The 13,530-nt window shown below is 60.7% G+C and carries 10 protein-coding genes; 3 read left to right on the forward strand and 7 right to left on the reverse strand.

Annotated features, from left to right (window positions below):
* Window positions 1-3: 3 nt before the first annotated feature.
* A complete protein-coding gene (locus tag HGP17_RS13840; protein ID WP_168809799.1) occupies window positions 4-1,176 on the reverse strand; it encodes an NAD(P)/FAD-dependent oxidoreductase in 1,173 nt (390 codons plus the stop codon).
* 118 nt (window positions 1,177-1,294) lie between these two features.
* Here HGP17_RS13840 and HGP17_RS13845 point away from each other — a divergent pair, with 118 nt between their 5' ends.
* Window positions 1,295-2,089, forward strand: coding sequence for a helix-turn-helix transcriptional regulator (locus HGP17_RS13845; protein ID WP_168809801.1), 795 nt, complete (start codon window positions 1,295-1,297; stop codon window positions 2,087-2,089).
* A gap of 54 nt (window positions 2,090-2,143) precedes the next feature.
* Here the strand turns inward: HGP17_RS13845 and HGP17_RS13850 are convergent, their stop codons facing one another.
* The 6 genes from HGP17_RS13850 to HGP17_RS13875 form a co-directional block, all read right to left on the reverse strand.
* The gene (locus HGP17_RS13850; protein WP_168809803.1) at window positions 2,144-4,480 is read right to left on the reverse strand and encodes a heavy metal translocating P-type ATPase; all 2,337 of its coding nucleotides are present in this window, start codon (window positions 4,478-4,480) and stop codon (window positions 2,144-2,146) included.
* A gap of 91 nt (window positions 4,481-4,571) precedes the next feature.
* Window positions 4,572-5,804 carry a GGDEF domain-containing protein gene (locus HGP17_RS13855; RefSeq protein ID WP_168809805.1) on the reverse strand — a complete coding sequence of 411 codons (1,233 nt, stop codon included), beginning with the start codon at window positions 5,802-5,804 and terminating at the stop codon, window positions 4,572-4,574.
* A gap of 132 nt (window positions 5,805-5,936) precedes the next feature.
* Window positions 5,937-6,914, reverse strand: a complete 978-nt coding sequence (locus HGP17_RS13860) for a zinc-binding dehydrogenase (RefSeq protein WP_168809807.1) — start codon at window positions 6,912-6,914, stop codon at window positions 5,937-5,939.
* Between the two features lie 41 nt (window positions 6,915-6,955).
* Window positions 6,956-7,558 carry a TetR/AcrR family transcriptional regulator gene (locus tag HGP17_RS13865; protein WP_168809809.1) on the reverse strand — a complete coding sequence of 201 codons (603 nt, stop codon included), beginning with the start codon at window positions 7,556-7,558 and terminating at the stop codon, window positions 6,956-6,958.
* 56 nt (window positions 7,559-7,614) lie between these two features.
* Window positions 7,615-8,871 (reverse strand): arsenic transporter, encoded by a 1,257-nt coding sequence (locus HGP17_RS13870; protein ID WP_168809811.1) that lies wholly within the window; start codon window positions 8,869-8,871, stop codon window positions 7,615-7,617.
* A 98-nt stretch (window positions 8,872-8,969) separates the two neighbouring features.
* On the reverse strand, window positions 8,970-9,404 hold the full coding sequence (locus HGP17_RS13875) for a universal stress protein (RefSeq protein WP_168809813.1): 435 nt from the start codon (window positions 9,402-9,404) through the stop codon (window positions 8,970-8,972).
* A 649-nt stretch (window positions 9,405-10,053) separates the two neighbouring features.
* On the opposite strand from HGP17_RS13875, the gene cydD reads away from it, so the two are divergent.
* Window positions 10,054-11,805 carry a thiol reductant ABC exporter subunit CydD gene (gene cydD, locus HGP17_RS13880; RefSeq protein ID WP_348648932.1) on the forward strand — a complete coding sequence of 584 codons (1,752 nt, stop codon included), beginning with the start codon at window positions 10,054-10,056 and terminating at the stop codon, window positions 11,803-11,805.
* The gene (cydC, locus tag HGP17_RS13885; protein ID WP_168809815.1) at window positions 11,802-13,490 is read left to right on the forward strand and encodes a thiol reductant ABC exporter subunit CydC; all 1,689 of its coding nucleotides are present in this window, start codon (window positions 11,802-11,804) and stop codon (window positions 13,488-13,490) included. The genes cydD and cydC overlap by 4 nt, the downstream gene beginning before the upstream one ends.
* The last annotated feature ends 40 nt before the right edge of the window (window positions 13,491-13,530 follow it).

The following is a 13,530-nucleotide window of genomic DNA, read 5'->3' on the forward strand; positions in this document are numbered from 1 at the left end:
CCCTCAAGCTTTGGTTTCAAACAGCATGGCTGCGCCACGTTCCGACGCATCGATGGCGCGGATGGCTCTCTCGCGCATGTCGGCTTCGTAAAGCAGCAGGGCATTGGGCGCCCCGGACGTTGCAAGCGCGTTGGCGAGAGTTTCGGAGAGAGCATGTGCGTCCATCAATGCCGTGTTGGCGCCGAGTCCGCCGGCGGGGCTCATGGCATGGATCGCATCACCAAGAAGGGTGACCGCACCAGGAGGCCAGAGCGCATCCGGACGACCGCTTCGCACCGGCAGGGCTGCGATGTCGTGGCGGTCGGTGCGGCCGATGATCTGCTTCAGACTGGAGTGCCAGTCTTGCGTTACGCCCTCGAGCGCCGGCCGAGGATCTCGATCGATGTCATCGTCTGTCAGGCCTAACCGCCGGCGAGGGCCGATCAGGGCCCAATAGAGATAATCTCTTATCGGGGTGAGGTTGCAGCCAGGTGCAAAGCGTTCAGCGAGCTTCGTAAAATCATCGTCGAACCGCATCAGATCGAAGATTGCCGTGCAACCATCGGCAAAGACAACGGTCGTGCCCTCTTCGAGGTCGGCGGCGTCACCTAGCGGAAGGTCGACCTTGCCGTAGATGCAGATCGAGCCGGTATCGATCGGCCGGGCGTGCGGTGCAAGTAGACGGCGCAGCTGAGAGTTTACGCCGTCTGCGCCCACAAGCAGATTGCAGCGTATCTGAGCGTGGCTTTCGAACCTGGTCTCGACCGAACCATCGTCTTGGCAGCGATAGTCGATGAAGCCATGTCCGAAATGAACATGGTCCTCAATCCCTGAAAGCAGGATTTCGCGAAGCGTCTGACGGTTGACGCTCAAATCGCCTGCGTCGTCATCCGCATCGCTGTTCCAGCTTGTCGGCGCTCGCCCCGTGACGGGGAGAAGCTGCGGGGTCAGAAAGCGACCGGCCGAAGCGCTGATGGAGGCTGTTGCCTGAAAGAGAGCAAAGAGATTTGCCGGCAGGCACGCCGCCAGTGCTCTCTGACCATCGGCGTCTATGCGGATACGGTAGCCCTGGATGCGGCTATCTGGCTTCGGATCGCGTTCATAGACGTCGAAGCGAATTCCGGCGCGCTTCAAACCCTGTGCGAGGCAGAGGCCTCCAAGGCCCGCGCCTATAATGGCAACATGAAAATCCTGCATGAAATTTGGGGCTCTGGTTTGTGTTTGCATTCTAAGTTCGAGCAGAACCATAGCGCTGGAGCGCCTGGCCGTGATAACGACATTCGGACTTTAAATATCGCAAGGCGGCCAAACCGATATGGACCTGGAAGAAATTGGCGAACGCTCCGACGGGCCGCCCCTGATCGCTTTTTGGGGATCGGACGAGCCTGAGAGCGCTTTTCGGCTCGGGACGCTGGAATACGACTGGCATTCTCATGTGCGAGGACAGCTCTTCTGCATAGAGAGCGGCCTGGTGACGGTCCGCACGCCTGCCGGCTCGTGGCTGTTGCCGCCTGGGCGAGCGGGATGGATCCCGCCTGGTGTCATGCACAGGGCGAGCATCAATGGCGTCCTGAGCGGCTGGGGAATTTTGCTGACACCGGCTGCAAGCGCCGGGCTGCCGAAAAGTCCGTGCGTGCTAAGCGTCAGCGACGTATTGCGCGCGCTCGTGCGACGAGCGACGAGCTGGCACTGGGAAGACGCGCTTTCGGCGCCGCAGCGCCGCCTTGCGACTGTTTTGCTCGATGAGGTTCGAGCCGCACCGACGGAAAGTCTGCATCTGCCCATGCCGGCCGACCGGCGGGTGCTTCGCATTGCCGAGGCCGTGCTGCGCGAGCCTGCGAGCGAGGACACCTTTCAAGTACTGGCGCAGAAAGCCGGCATTTCCGAGCGTTCGGCAAGACGACTTTTTAATGCGGAAACAGGCATGTCGTTTGCAAATTGGCGTCAGCAGGCACGCTTGATGCTGGCGCTTGAATATCTAACCTCAGGCAGTGCGATTGCCGAGGTTGCAGACAATCTCGGTTATGCGAGCGCCAGCAGCTTCATTGCCATGTTCAAAAAGGCGTTTGGCCTTTCACCGCGTCGCTATCTTTCGATCAGGAACCCATGACGGGAAACGGGCGCCGATCGGAAATCGGCGCCCGTTGAAGATTTACTGCTTGCTCTAGGCGGTCAATTGCCTGCGCTTGCCGCCGAGAAGACGCAGGGCATTCATGGTGACGAGCACGGTCGCGCCGGTGTCGGCAAGGATGGCAGGCCATAGACCGGTGATGCCGATGATGGTGGTCACCAGAAATACCGCCTTGAGACCAAGCGCGATCGTGATGTTTTGGCTGATGTTGCTCATCGTCCGCCGGGACAGAGCGATCATCTCCATGACGTCGCCGACACGACCGTGCAGCACAGCGGCATCCGCGGTTTCGAGCGCAACATCCGTGCCGCCGCCCATGGCTATGCCGACATCGGCGGCGGCCAGAGCAGGTGCGTCGTTGATACCGTCACCGACCTTTGCGACGCGAAGGCCCTGGCTCTTCAATTCACCGACGATCCTCTGCTTGTCCTCCGGCAGCAGCTCGGCCCGAACCTCGATGCCGAGTGTCTTGCCGATGGCCTGCGCAGTTCGTTTGTTGTCGCCGGTCAGCATGATGGTCTTGATGCCAGCGTCCGTCAGGGCCTTCAGACCTGCCGCCGTGTCGGCGCGGGGTTCATCGCGCATGGCAAGCAAGCCGGCCGCGGTGCCCTTGACGATCAGAACCGAGACCGTCTTGCCTTCGTCGTTGAGCGCGGCAATGCGGGTCGATTGCTCCGGCGTGAGCGGAACCTTCTCGGCAGCTGCCTGCGGCGAGCCGAGGAAGATTTCGGCGCTATCCACCATTCCGCTTATGCCCTTGCCGCCAATCGCCTTCGCATCGACGATCTGGGGAATTTCGATGCCGTCTGCCGACGCGCGATCAAGGATCGCCCGAGCAAGCGGATGGCTTGAACCGGTTTCGAGGGCCGCTGCCAGGCGCAGCACTTCCATCTCCTGCGCGCCGAGCGCGACAATATCCGTGACTTTCGGCTTTCCTTCCGTCAGCGTCCCCGTCTTGTCGAAAGCGACCGCGGTCACCTTGCCAATGTTTTCCAGGACGGCGCCGCCCTTGAGAAGAAGGCCGCGCCTTGCTCCCGAAGACAGCGAGGCCGCTATGGCTGCCGGAGTTGAGATGACCAGGGCACACGGGCAGCCGATCAACAGGATGGCGAGGCCTTTATAGACCCATTCCGCCCAGGTTCCGCCCATGAAGAGCGGTGGGATAATGGCAACGAGCGCGCCAACGACGACCACCCCCGGCGTGTAATAGCGCGAGAAACGATCGATAAAGCGTTCGGTGGGTGCCTTCAATTCCTGTGCCTCTTCAACCAGCTTGACGACGCGTGCAATCGTATTGTCGGCCGCAGCCGCGGTGACGCGAACGCGAAGCGCTGCATCTCCGTTGACGGTGCCGGCAAAGACGGGCTCGTCAGCTCCCTTGCGCACAGGCGTGCTCTCGCCCGTGACCGGCGCTTCATCGATGGCGCTTTCACCGGACAAAATAACGCCGTCGGCTGGAATGCGATCGCCGGGCCGTACGAGAATGACGGCGCCGACAGCCAGATCCTCCGCCTGTACTTCTCGGGTCTTGCCGTTTTCCTCGAGCAAAGCCGTCGTGGGAACGAGATCCGTCAGCGACTGGATGCTGGCCCGCGCTCTTCCGGCGGCGACACCTTCCAGCAATTCGCCGATCAGGAACAGGAAGACCACGGTGGCCGCCTCTTCGCTGGCACCGATAATGACGGCGCCGGCGGCAGCGATCGTCATGAGCATCTCGATCGAAAAAGGCGTTCCGACCATGGCGGCCATGAATGCGCGTCGGGCAATCGGTATGAGGCCGACCAGCATCGCCGCACTGAAGATCCAGATATCGAGCTCCGGGACCATTTTCCCAATCGCCCAGGCAACCGCGAGTGCTGCGCCACTGGCAATGGTCAGCCGTCCCTTCGACGATTTCCACCATGGTCCGTTGGTTGGACCGTGATCATGGCCGTGGAGCCCGGCAATGGCCGGCTCGTCTTTGGTGGCACCATGATCGTGGCCTGCGTGCTCATGCTGATGGGCACCTTTACCGTGATCATGATGGGCGTGATCATGTTCTTCGTGGTCATGCGAGTGATGATGGTCATGGTCATGGTCATGGTCATGCCCACAGCCGCAAGCATGATCGCCTACGTCCGCCTTCGTCACGGAAGCGCTCGCTCGCGAAAGCGCCGTCACCTTATACCCAAGCCCTGTCACCCTCTTTGTAATGGCGGGAGCAAGTGTTTCGTCTTCTTGGTGTTTCACGGTCATGGTGCCTGCCGTGACCGAAACGGAAACGTCCTCCACGCCGGGCAAGCGACGTACGGCTGTGTCGATCTTGGAAGCGCAGGAAGCGCAGTCCATGCCTTCCACGCGATAGCGGCTCTGTTGTGTTGTCGAAGTCATCGTCAGGTTCCGATTTTGCTATTGGAACCATTGCTACATCCTCTAGCTACTAGAGGAACAAGAGCGATTTTTCAGATTTTTTGCCTCGGCATCACGCCGCCGACAACGGCTCGCCGAAATCCCTGTCATGGTCGTTTTGAGGCTCGTCACTCGAATTGAGGAAAGGGCCATGCGCAACTATGACCATATTCCGGCCGGCGCGTTTTGCCTCATAGAGCGCGGCGTCGGCCGTTTTCAGAAGGTCTTCGAGTGTGTCTTGCGAAGGCCTGCCGCATGTGACGCCAAGGCTTGCCGTGACGTGCCCGCCGTCGAGACCGCGATGAGGGATGGCGAAGGTTTCAATGGAGCGTCTGGTTCTTTCGGCGATCGCGAAGGCGACCTCGCAGGTCGTGTCGGGCAGCAAGACCAGAATTTCCTCACCACCGAAGCGGAATGCCGTCCCATTGGCGCCGATCTCGCGCGAGATGCATTGGCAGACGGCGCGAAGGCAATCGTCGCCCTCCATGTGGCCATGGACATCGTTGAACAGCTTGAACCTGTCGATATCGAGCATGATGATCGCGACGGATTGGACCTCTCCATCGGGGCGCCAGATCGAGGAGCGCATGCGATCAAGGGAGTGTCGATTGAACAGACTGGTGAGCTCGTCGCGTTCGGACTTCTGCTCCAGCTGAACGTGGAGCAGGCTGCCGCGCAGCTGATTGAGAAAATTAAGCCGGTCCTTGTGTTCCGAAAAATAGGCGCTGAGGACGAGGAAAATCGCAAGCGTGACGTAGAAAGTGATGATGCCGGTATAAACGACGTCATCGAAGGCGCCGCTGAGTTTGGTGGTCGTGAATTGTACCGCGCACATCAGCGTGAGGCCGATCAGGATCGTCACAAATCTTGGCCTGAGGGCGATGACGAAAAACAGGAAGGCGGCGACGTTGCCGTTCTGATAGACGAACAGATAAGGACTGCCGCTGTGCATGGCGACCGACATCGGCAGGAGAACGCCGAGCACAGCCACGCTAATCGCTAGAAGATCGTAGTTGAGCGCGCTCGGCCAGCGTCTCAGCGCCACGACGGTAATCAGCGCAAAGGGTGTGAAAATCCCGAAACGCACCATGACCAGTTGTTGGAAGACGTCCGCCATCATCGTGCGGTCGCCAAAATAAACGAGATCGTAAATCAGCGTGCCGACGACAGCCCAGATCGGCGACAGCTTGATGCGGCTTGCGGCGTAGTCCTTGAGGAAAAGCGCCTCGATCGCCGGTTTGAAACGAAGAAACCGAAACCCGTTTCGGATTTGCCGGTCAACGTCTTCCAATGTCACGGCGCTCACCGATGCTACTCCGACTGATCAGACTTTTGCTTTTGATAACGCAAAAGTCTGATCAGGATCTAAAGAAAAGCTCAGCCACGGCGGTCGCAAAGTCACTCTAAAGTGAACCGCGACCGGAGTTTGACGCGCCGGTCATGGTTTCAGGAGAACCTTGCCGGCTTTGCCTGGCGCCATTGAGGATTTCACCGCCTCGGCGATCTCGGTCATCTCGTATGACGCTTCGACCGGTAGTTTGACCTCCCCGACGGCGACGCGGTGGATCAACTCGGCGATCAAGCGCAACCGCTCCTCGGCAGGCATGGCGGCGCTGATCTTGCTGCCCCAGAAGCCCTTGATGGTCAGCTGCTTGAAAATGACCGCGCCCGACGCGATCTGCATCGGCCTGCCCGCGGCGGTGCCGAAAGTGATCAGCAGACCGTTTTCCCCCAGAAGGTCAGCCAGGTCGTTGCTTGCGACGCCGCCGACGGAGTCGACGGCGGCTTTGATCGGCGCATTTCCGACCAGAGCACGAACCTTGGACTTCCAGTCGGGGCCGGCAGTCGAAATGACATTCTCGACGCCGAATGCTGCCATCTCTTCGACCCCGGCGTCGCGACGGACGAGACTGACACAGTGAACACCACGGCTATGGGCCAACATGGCAAGGGTCTTGCCCACGGCCCCGTTTGCGGCGTTCTGGATGATCCACTCACCTTTCTCGACGTCGAGAAATTCCAGAAGCGCGATGGCGCTGAACGGCATGGCAATAAGCTGTGCGGCGGCCTCGTCGGAAATGACGTCGGGGACGGGCACAAGGCTTGCGACAGGCGCAATGAAGTGCTCGGCCCAGGTCCCGTGTACCCCGGCGGAGACGACGCGCTTGCCAATCAACTGGCGATCACAGCCAGGGCCGACGGCATCGACAATACCAACCGCCTCGCTGCCGCCGATAGCCGGCAGCGCCGGCTTGTAGCCATAGGCGCCGCGCACGGTCCAGAGGTCGTGATTGTGAATGGGGGAGAGGATGGTGCGCACTCTGACCTGTCCATCGACCGGCTGCGGCAACGGCATCTCGGCAAGACGAAGGACTGCAGCCGGATCGCCGAAGACTTCGTGAATGGCGCTACGCATTTTGTTTTCCTTGCATTTTGTTGTGTCGATCCGGGCTTGGGTCACAGGCTACCGGACGCAGAAAGGGCCTGCTCGGTGGCAAACATGGCTTGATCGAGCGGCGCTTTGTCTTTTCCAAGTTTGGCGAGAATCGCCGCACCGAGCCAAAGGCTGTAGAGAGAGCGGGCCATCTTCTCCGGCACGCAGGATGGGGAAATCGAGCCGTCCTCGCGGCCTTCGGTCAGCGTGGTGCTGATGCGGCGAAGCAGGTCGTCGACACCGCCAAGCAGGATCACGCGCATGTTTTCAGACAGATCGGATATCTCGGCGGCAAGCTTCACGACCAGGCATCGATCGGCCAGGCTGCCGGCATTGCCGTCCGAAATCCAAGCATTCCAATAGTGGAGCAACCGCTGACGACCGTTTCCTTTCCAGGCAAAAAACGTATCGAGCCGCTCCGCATAATCGGTGCAATACTGCTTGAGAAGAGCACAGCCGAATGCTTCCTTGGACGCGAAATAGTAATAGAAAGACCCCTTCGGCACGGCGCTTTGTTCAAGCAGTTCCTTGAGCCCTACGCCGCCGAATCCCTTGCGCAGCACCAGTTCTTTCCCGATTTCGAGAATGTGGTTGCGCGTCAGATCGGATTTCTTTCTGGTCACCATGGTCGGTGCGTAACAAATAATCGACCGGTCGTCTACAAGCTCTGCGCCGTTTGCATTTATATCAACGAGAGTGTTGCCAAGGAGAGCATCAGCGCCGGAAACATCACGACTGCGCCGAGCTTCAGGAAGCTCCATGCGCCCATATGCAGGCCCTCGCGGCGCAATGCTGCAAGCCAGAGGATGGTCGCAAGCGAACCCGTCACTGAAAGGTTCGGGCCGAGATCGACGCCGATCAGCACGGCGCCTGCTATCGAATCGTGTACATGAGCGGCCTGCACGGCACTTCCGGCAAAGAGGCCAGCTGGCAGATTGTTCACGAGATTGGATACGATCGCGACAGAAACTCCGGCGACGCCGACCGCTTGTGCCTGAGAATGCGCAGCAAGCGACGCGAGCCTGTCAGAAAGAAGGGCGGTCAGCCCGGTATGATTGACTGCTTCGACGATGACGAACAGCCCGGCGACGAGCGGCAATACGCTCCAGCTGATTCCGCGGATGGTTTCGACCGGGCTTTGACGGGTGAGCGTGAGAACGAGGATCGTTGTAACAATGCCTGCGACGAACGTGGGGACGCCGAGATCGAGATGCATGGCCGAAGCGCCGATCAGGATCACCGCCGTCACGAGAAGTCCCCATCCGGCCAGTTTGGCGCTGTGGGACAGCGTTGGCTCCTCGACTGCGCGCGCGATAGTATCCTCCGCCAGAGCGCTTCTTTGCGTCCAGTAGAGGCAGACAAAGGTCGCGACGATCGAGACGATCGAGGGCAGCAGAAATGTTGCCATCCAGCGAGACAGCGGCGGCATCTCGCCGCCTGCGAAGATTACGAGATTGGCGGGATTGGAGATGGGCAGTACGAAACTGGCGGCATTGGCAATGAAGGCGCAAACCAGAAGGTAGGGCATGGGGTCTTTGACCCGTGCCGCGCGGCAGGCAGCATAGACGGCCGGTGTCAGCACGACAGCAGTGGCATCATTCGACAGAAAGACGGTGACCACGACGCCGACGATATAAACAAGTGCGAACAGCCGGCGGGGCGAGCCCTTGGCGTGGGACGTGGCGATCGCGGCGACCCAATCAAACAGTCCTTCCCTGCGGGCAAGCTCCGACAGGAGCATCATGCCGATCAGGAAGAGATAGACATCGAATCCCTTGGAGACGCCTGCCCAGACATCATTGGGCCCGATCAATCCGAATATGAGAAGAAGGGCTGCGCCAAGTATCGCCCAGACGGCCTCCGGCCAACGAAACGGGCGTGCGACGACGCCTATGGCAGTCAGCCCGGCGATACTCCAAGTAATGGCGGATTCAGTCATTCGGCTCGTCTTGGACGCGGGATGGACGCGGATATGTAGCACTGTCGCATTGCAAAGCAAGCGATGGCAGCTGATTGCCTTTCAGCGGGCGATCCGACCTATTTTTTGCTCTTCGACGCCGGCCGTTCCGCCCGATCGATAAGAACCGAACACTCGGCGTGCTGGATGACGTATTCCACGGTCGAGCCGAAGAGGCGGTCGAGGATATCCGAAGCGTGCGTGGCCAGGACGATCAGATCGGCTTTTCTCTCCTTGGCGATCAGGAGAAGCGTTTTCGATGCGTTGCCGGTTCGGACATCGATGGTGGTGGTCATCCCGAGGCGGCGGCAAAGCGTGTTGAGCTTCTCTTCGGCCTCTCCGATGACGGAGACGGCCCATGCGTCCGGGCTTTCGTGGCCGGAGGGGAAGCGCTCGACCACATGCACCACGGTCAGCTCGCCGTGCGGCGCCAGAAGCGCCTGAGACGTCCGCAGCAAATGCTCGGCACGTTCGCGCGATCCAAGGCCGATTGCACAAATAATCCTGTCGTACATTACAATCTCCCTTGTGCACCGACCTCAAACGCTTGCCACCAAGCGCGAAATACCTTTGCCCGGACACATAAACGTTTGTCCAGCAGGTCGGCAAGAATGAAGCCGAGGGATCAACTGGTTAAACGATCATCCTGCCGGTCAAATCGTCGCGCTCACGCGAGTCGGGCGCCTGCTTTTGAAAAAATATACAACCTTGCCGCCCTAAGTTGAGTCGCGAAAGTTCAGAGCCAGTCACCTCACGTAAATTGCTGCAATGCAAAAGAATTTAGCCGCCAAACGAGTTGAGCGTCCCGGCTACATCAGGCTATTTTTGCGAGACTTTGAAGCGAGATCAGTAGGTTCTGCGTCAATCTGCCATCCTCCGTGACACGTCCTGCGACATCCTGCACGCTTTTGCGCAGTGCACAATGCTCATAGAACCATTTCGCGAACAGCTTGCCGCGAGATCAACCTTTCGGCGAGGCGGGCCATGCTATGCTTGTCGCTGACAAGTCTGCAAAAGCCGGTCATATTAGCGCTACGAGATAATCGATTGCGGCAAGTGCGTTCAGGGTTCGGTGACGGATGGATGTGCATGCGATGCTGATCGTACGCCCCATCCTTTCCGCGAACCTTACTTGAAGAGATAGATTGGAAAGGGTGAGCCAACGTGCGTGCTTCCTCCGCCAGCGAAGGTATGATGGAAAGGCGAGACGCCTTGGGATCGGGCAACTCGAAAACCACAGATGCCAGGAAAGCGATCCGGCATTCGCCGGTCGAAAAAAGGTCTGGTCTCGGTTTTGCGTCGGCCCTTCTCTGTCTCTCGTCGCTGATATGGATTGGCCAGGCGGCCATGCTGGCGATCAGTGTGGGAGGGATTAGTCGGGGCGGCGACATTGCGGAGGTGGCGGTATCCGCTGCGGTCGTTGCAGGTCTGGGTATCCTTCGGGCGTCTCTAGAGGCAGCCGGTGGCCGTCTGGCCTTTCGTGCGGCCCGCCATGCATTGAGCGTCCATCGGGCGGCGGCGGCGGCAACGCTTGCAAGACGATCGCCTCTCGATAGCGGCAGGCCTGCATCCGGGCTGGCCGCGAGCCTTCTCGGCGAGCAGGCCGAGGCGATCGTTCCCTATCTTGCCAGGTTCCGGCCTGTCCGAATGAAAGCAAGCGTCGTCCCACTCGTCATGCTGGGCTGTATTTTTCCGATCTCCTGGGTTGCGGCGCTGGTTCTCGCGCTCTGCGCGCCCTTGATCCCGATTTTTATGGCGCTGATCGGCTGGCGGGCGCAGGCTGCCAGCGAGAAGCAGCTTGCGGAGACTGGCGGGATCAATGCGTTCCTGCTCGACCGGTTGCGCGGACTTGCCACCATTCGCGCGCTGGGCGCGGTCGATGCGACGGCATTGAGGCTGCGGGCCGATGCCGAATCCCTGCGGATCCGCACCATGGCCGTGTTGAAGATCGCCTTTCTGTCCTCGGCGGTGCTTGAATTCTTTGCAGCGCTCGGCGTCGCCGCCACGGCCGTCTACGTCGGGTTTAGCCTGCTTGGCTCGATCGATATCGGAACGTGGGAAGGCCCGCTTACGCTCACGGAAGGGCTCTTCATTCTCCTGCTGGCCCCGGCCTTCTTTGAGCCTCTGCGCGAATTGTCTGCGGTGTGGCACGATCGTGCCAGCGGCGAGGCAGCACTTGCCGCTTTGAAGGACCTGGCATCGCCCCGGCAGGCCATTCTTGGTGGCAGCGATGAGGGAACGCCCGTGTACGGCGGTGTGGCTTCGGTCGAGCTCGATAGTGTCGTCTTTCGTCATCAGCCGGGGCTGAAAGCCGTCATCGATCATGTCACTTTATCGGTTGCTGCTGGCGAGCATGTCGCGCTGTGGGGGGCCAGCGGTTCCGGCAAGACGACGATTTTATCGCTCATCGCCGGTCTGGCGCGGTGTGAAGCCGGCAGTATCCGGATCGGCGGCATGCCGCTGCGCGATGATACCGCCGATGGTCTGCGCCGCCGCATGTCCTGGATTGGTCAATCGCCACATGTTTTCGCTGGCAGCGTCAGGCGCAATGTCGGGCTCGGCCGCAACGAGATCGACGCGAATGCCGTTGCAGACGCCCTTGCCGGCGTTGACCTCAGCAAGGTCCTGACAGCCGAGCGCGTGATGGCGGTCGGGGAGGGCGGCCTGGGTCTCTCTGGTGGGGAGGCGCTGAGGCTGGCGTTGGCGCGACTGATGGTCGGATCAGACGCGGAGATCATTCTCGCCGATGAGCCCACCGCCCATCTCGATGCCGAGACTGCGGCTGTTGTGACGGAGGCGTTACTGACGCTTGCCAAGGGGCGCACCTTGATCGTTGCCACCCATGATCCTGTTCTCGCGGAGCGGCTGGGCCACGTCATCAAGCTGGATGCGGGAGCGCGGAGGGAAAGGGCATGACGCGTGCTCTGACACATCTTCTTCCCATTATCAGGTTGTTCTGGATCGAGCGTCGCACAAGCCTTGCTCTTGGCGCCGGCCTGTCGGCGCTGGCGATGCTTGCCGGTGTCGGTCTGCTCGGCCTGTCCGGTTGGTTCATCACCGCTTCCGCCTTTGCCGGAGTATCGGTCGTCAGCGCTGCGGTTTTTGATGTCTTTGCGCCTTCGGCCGGCATACGGCTGCTGGCAATCGGCCGGACGGCGGCGCGCTATGGCGAACGGATCGTCACGCATGATGCGACGCTGAAGGTTCTTGCGGCATTGCGCGAGCGCTTGTTTCGCGGCTGGGCGGAGCCGGTTGCCGCAGCGGCCATGATAAGACGGCCTGCGAAGCTGCTCTTCCGGTTGACCAACGATGTCGACGCGCTCGATTCGCTTTATCTGCGTGTGCTGGTGCCGGCAACGGTTGCCTTGATCGCTGCATTCGCCGTCATGGTCTCCCTCAGCTTTATCGATCCGATGCTCGGCATCCTTGCGGGGCTATGGCTCGTCGTCATTTGTCTTGGTCTCTCGGTCGTTGCCGGACGCATGGCCCTGACGCCTGGTAGACGGCGCGCGCATGCGATGGAGGCTCTGCGGGCTCGAACCATCGATCTCATCGCCGGCCAGACCGACCTCGCGATGGTAGGCCAACTGCAGGCGCAGCGACGCGCCATCGAGGAGGCGGATCGTCGTCTGAGCGAAGCGGACGACGCTCTGAATCGGATCGACAGCGGTGTCGCCGCAGGCTTCTCGCTCGCATCGACCTTGCTGTTGACTGCAACGCTGCTGACGGTCGCATTCCTTGCCAAGCAAGGCACGATTGGCGCTCCGGCTGCCGCCTTCGCGCTTCTGATCGCATTCGCTGCTACGGAGCCTTTCGCTGCCATGCGACGTGGAGCGCTGGAGCTTGGGCGAACATTGCTTGCGGCGCGGCGCATCGCGCCTCGGCTGAACCCGGCGTCTGAAACTACCGGGATCGACATCCCGGATGCCGGCTATGCCTTTGCGCTTCGGTCCATTGTCGCGGGCCACGCGGAAGAAGTACGTCCGGTGCTGCATGATTTCTCCCTATCGCTGGCAGTTGGCGAGCGATTGGCCGTCGTCGGGCAAAGCGGCGTCGGCAAGTCGACGCTGCTGGCCTTGCTGGCGGGCGAGGTCGTTGCGACTGAAGGCTCGGTCGCCTGTCTGCCGACGACACGCCTCACGCAACGAAGCGAGCTGTTTCAAGACACGGTGCGAGGTAACCTGAAACTGGCTGCACCGGATGCCGACGATTGTCGGCTGCGCGAGGCGCTCGCGGCGGCGGGATTGCTTGATGATATCGAGACGCTGCCGCAGGGGCTCTCCACATGGCTCGGCGAAGGTGGTGCCGGCTTGTCCGGCGGGCAATTGCGCCGACTGGCGCTTGCGAGACTATTCCTGCGCGATACGCCGATGTGGCTGCTCGACGAGCCGACCGAAAGCCTCGATGCAGAGACCGGTCGAGCGGTGCTGGAACGATTGGCCGCCGCCGCTGGACGCAGCCTCGTTATCGCCACGCATATTCGCCGCGAAGCGGCCTTGGCAGACCGCATCGTGGTGCTGAGCGGCGGAAGACTCGCGGCAAGCGCTGATCGTGGCACACCGGAATTCGAAATGCTGCTCAACCGGCTGAGACCGGACTGAGAAGCAAGCAACATGCCCGCGACGCGTCGAATGGCGTCGT

It is taken from the genome of Rhizobium sp. P38BS-XIX (assembly GCF_012641435.1).
In the GTDB taxonomy this organism is placed as follows: Bacteria; Pseudomonadota; Alphaproteobacteria; order Rhizobiales; family Rhizobiaceae; genus Rhizobium.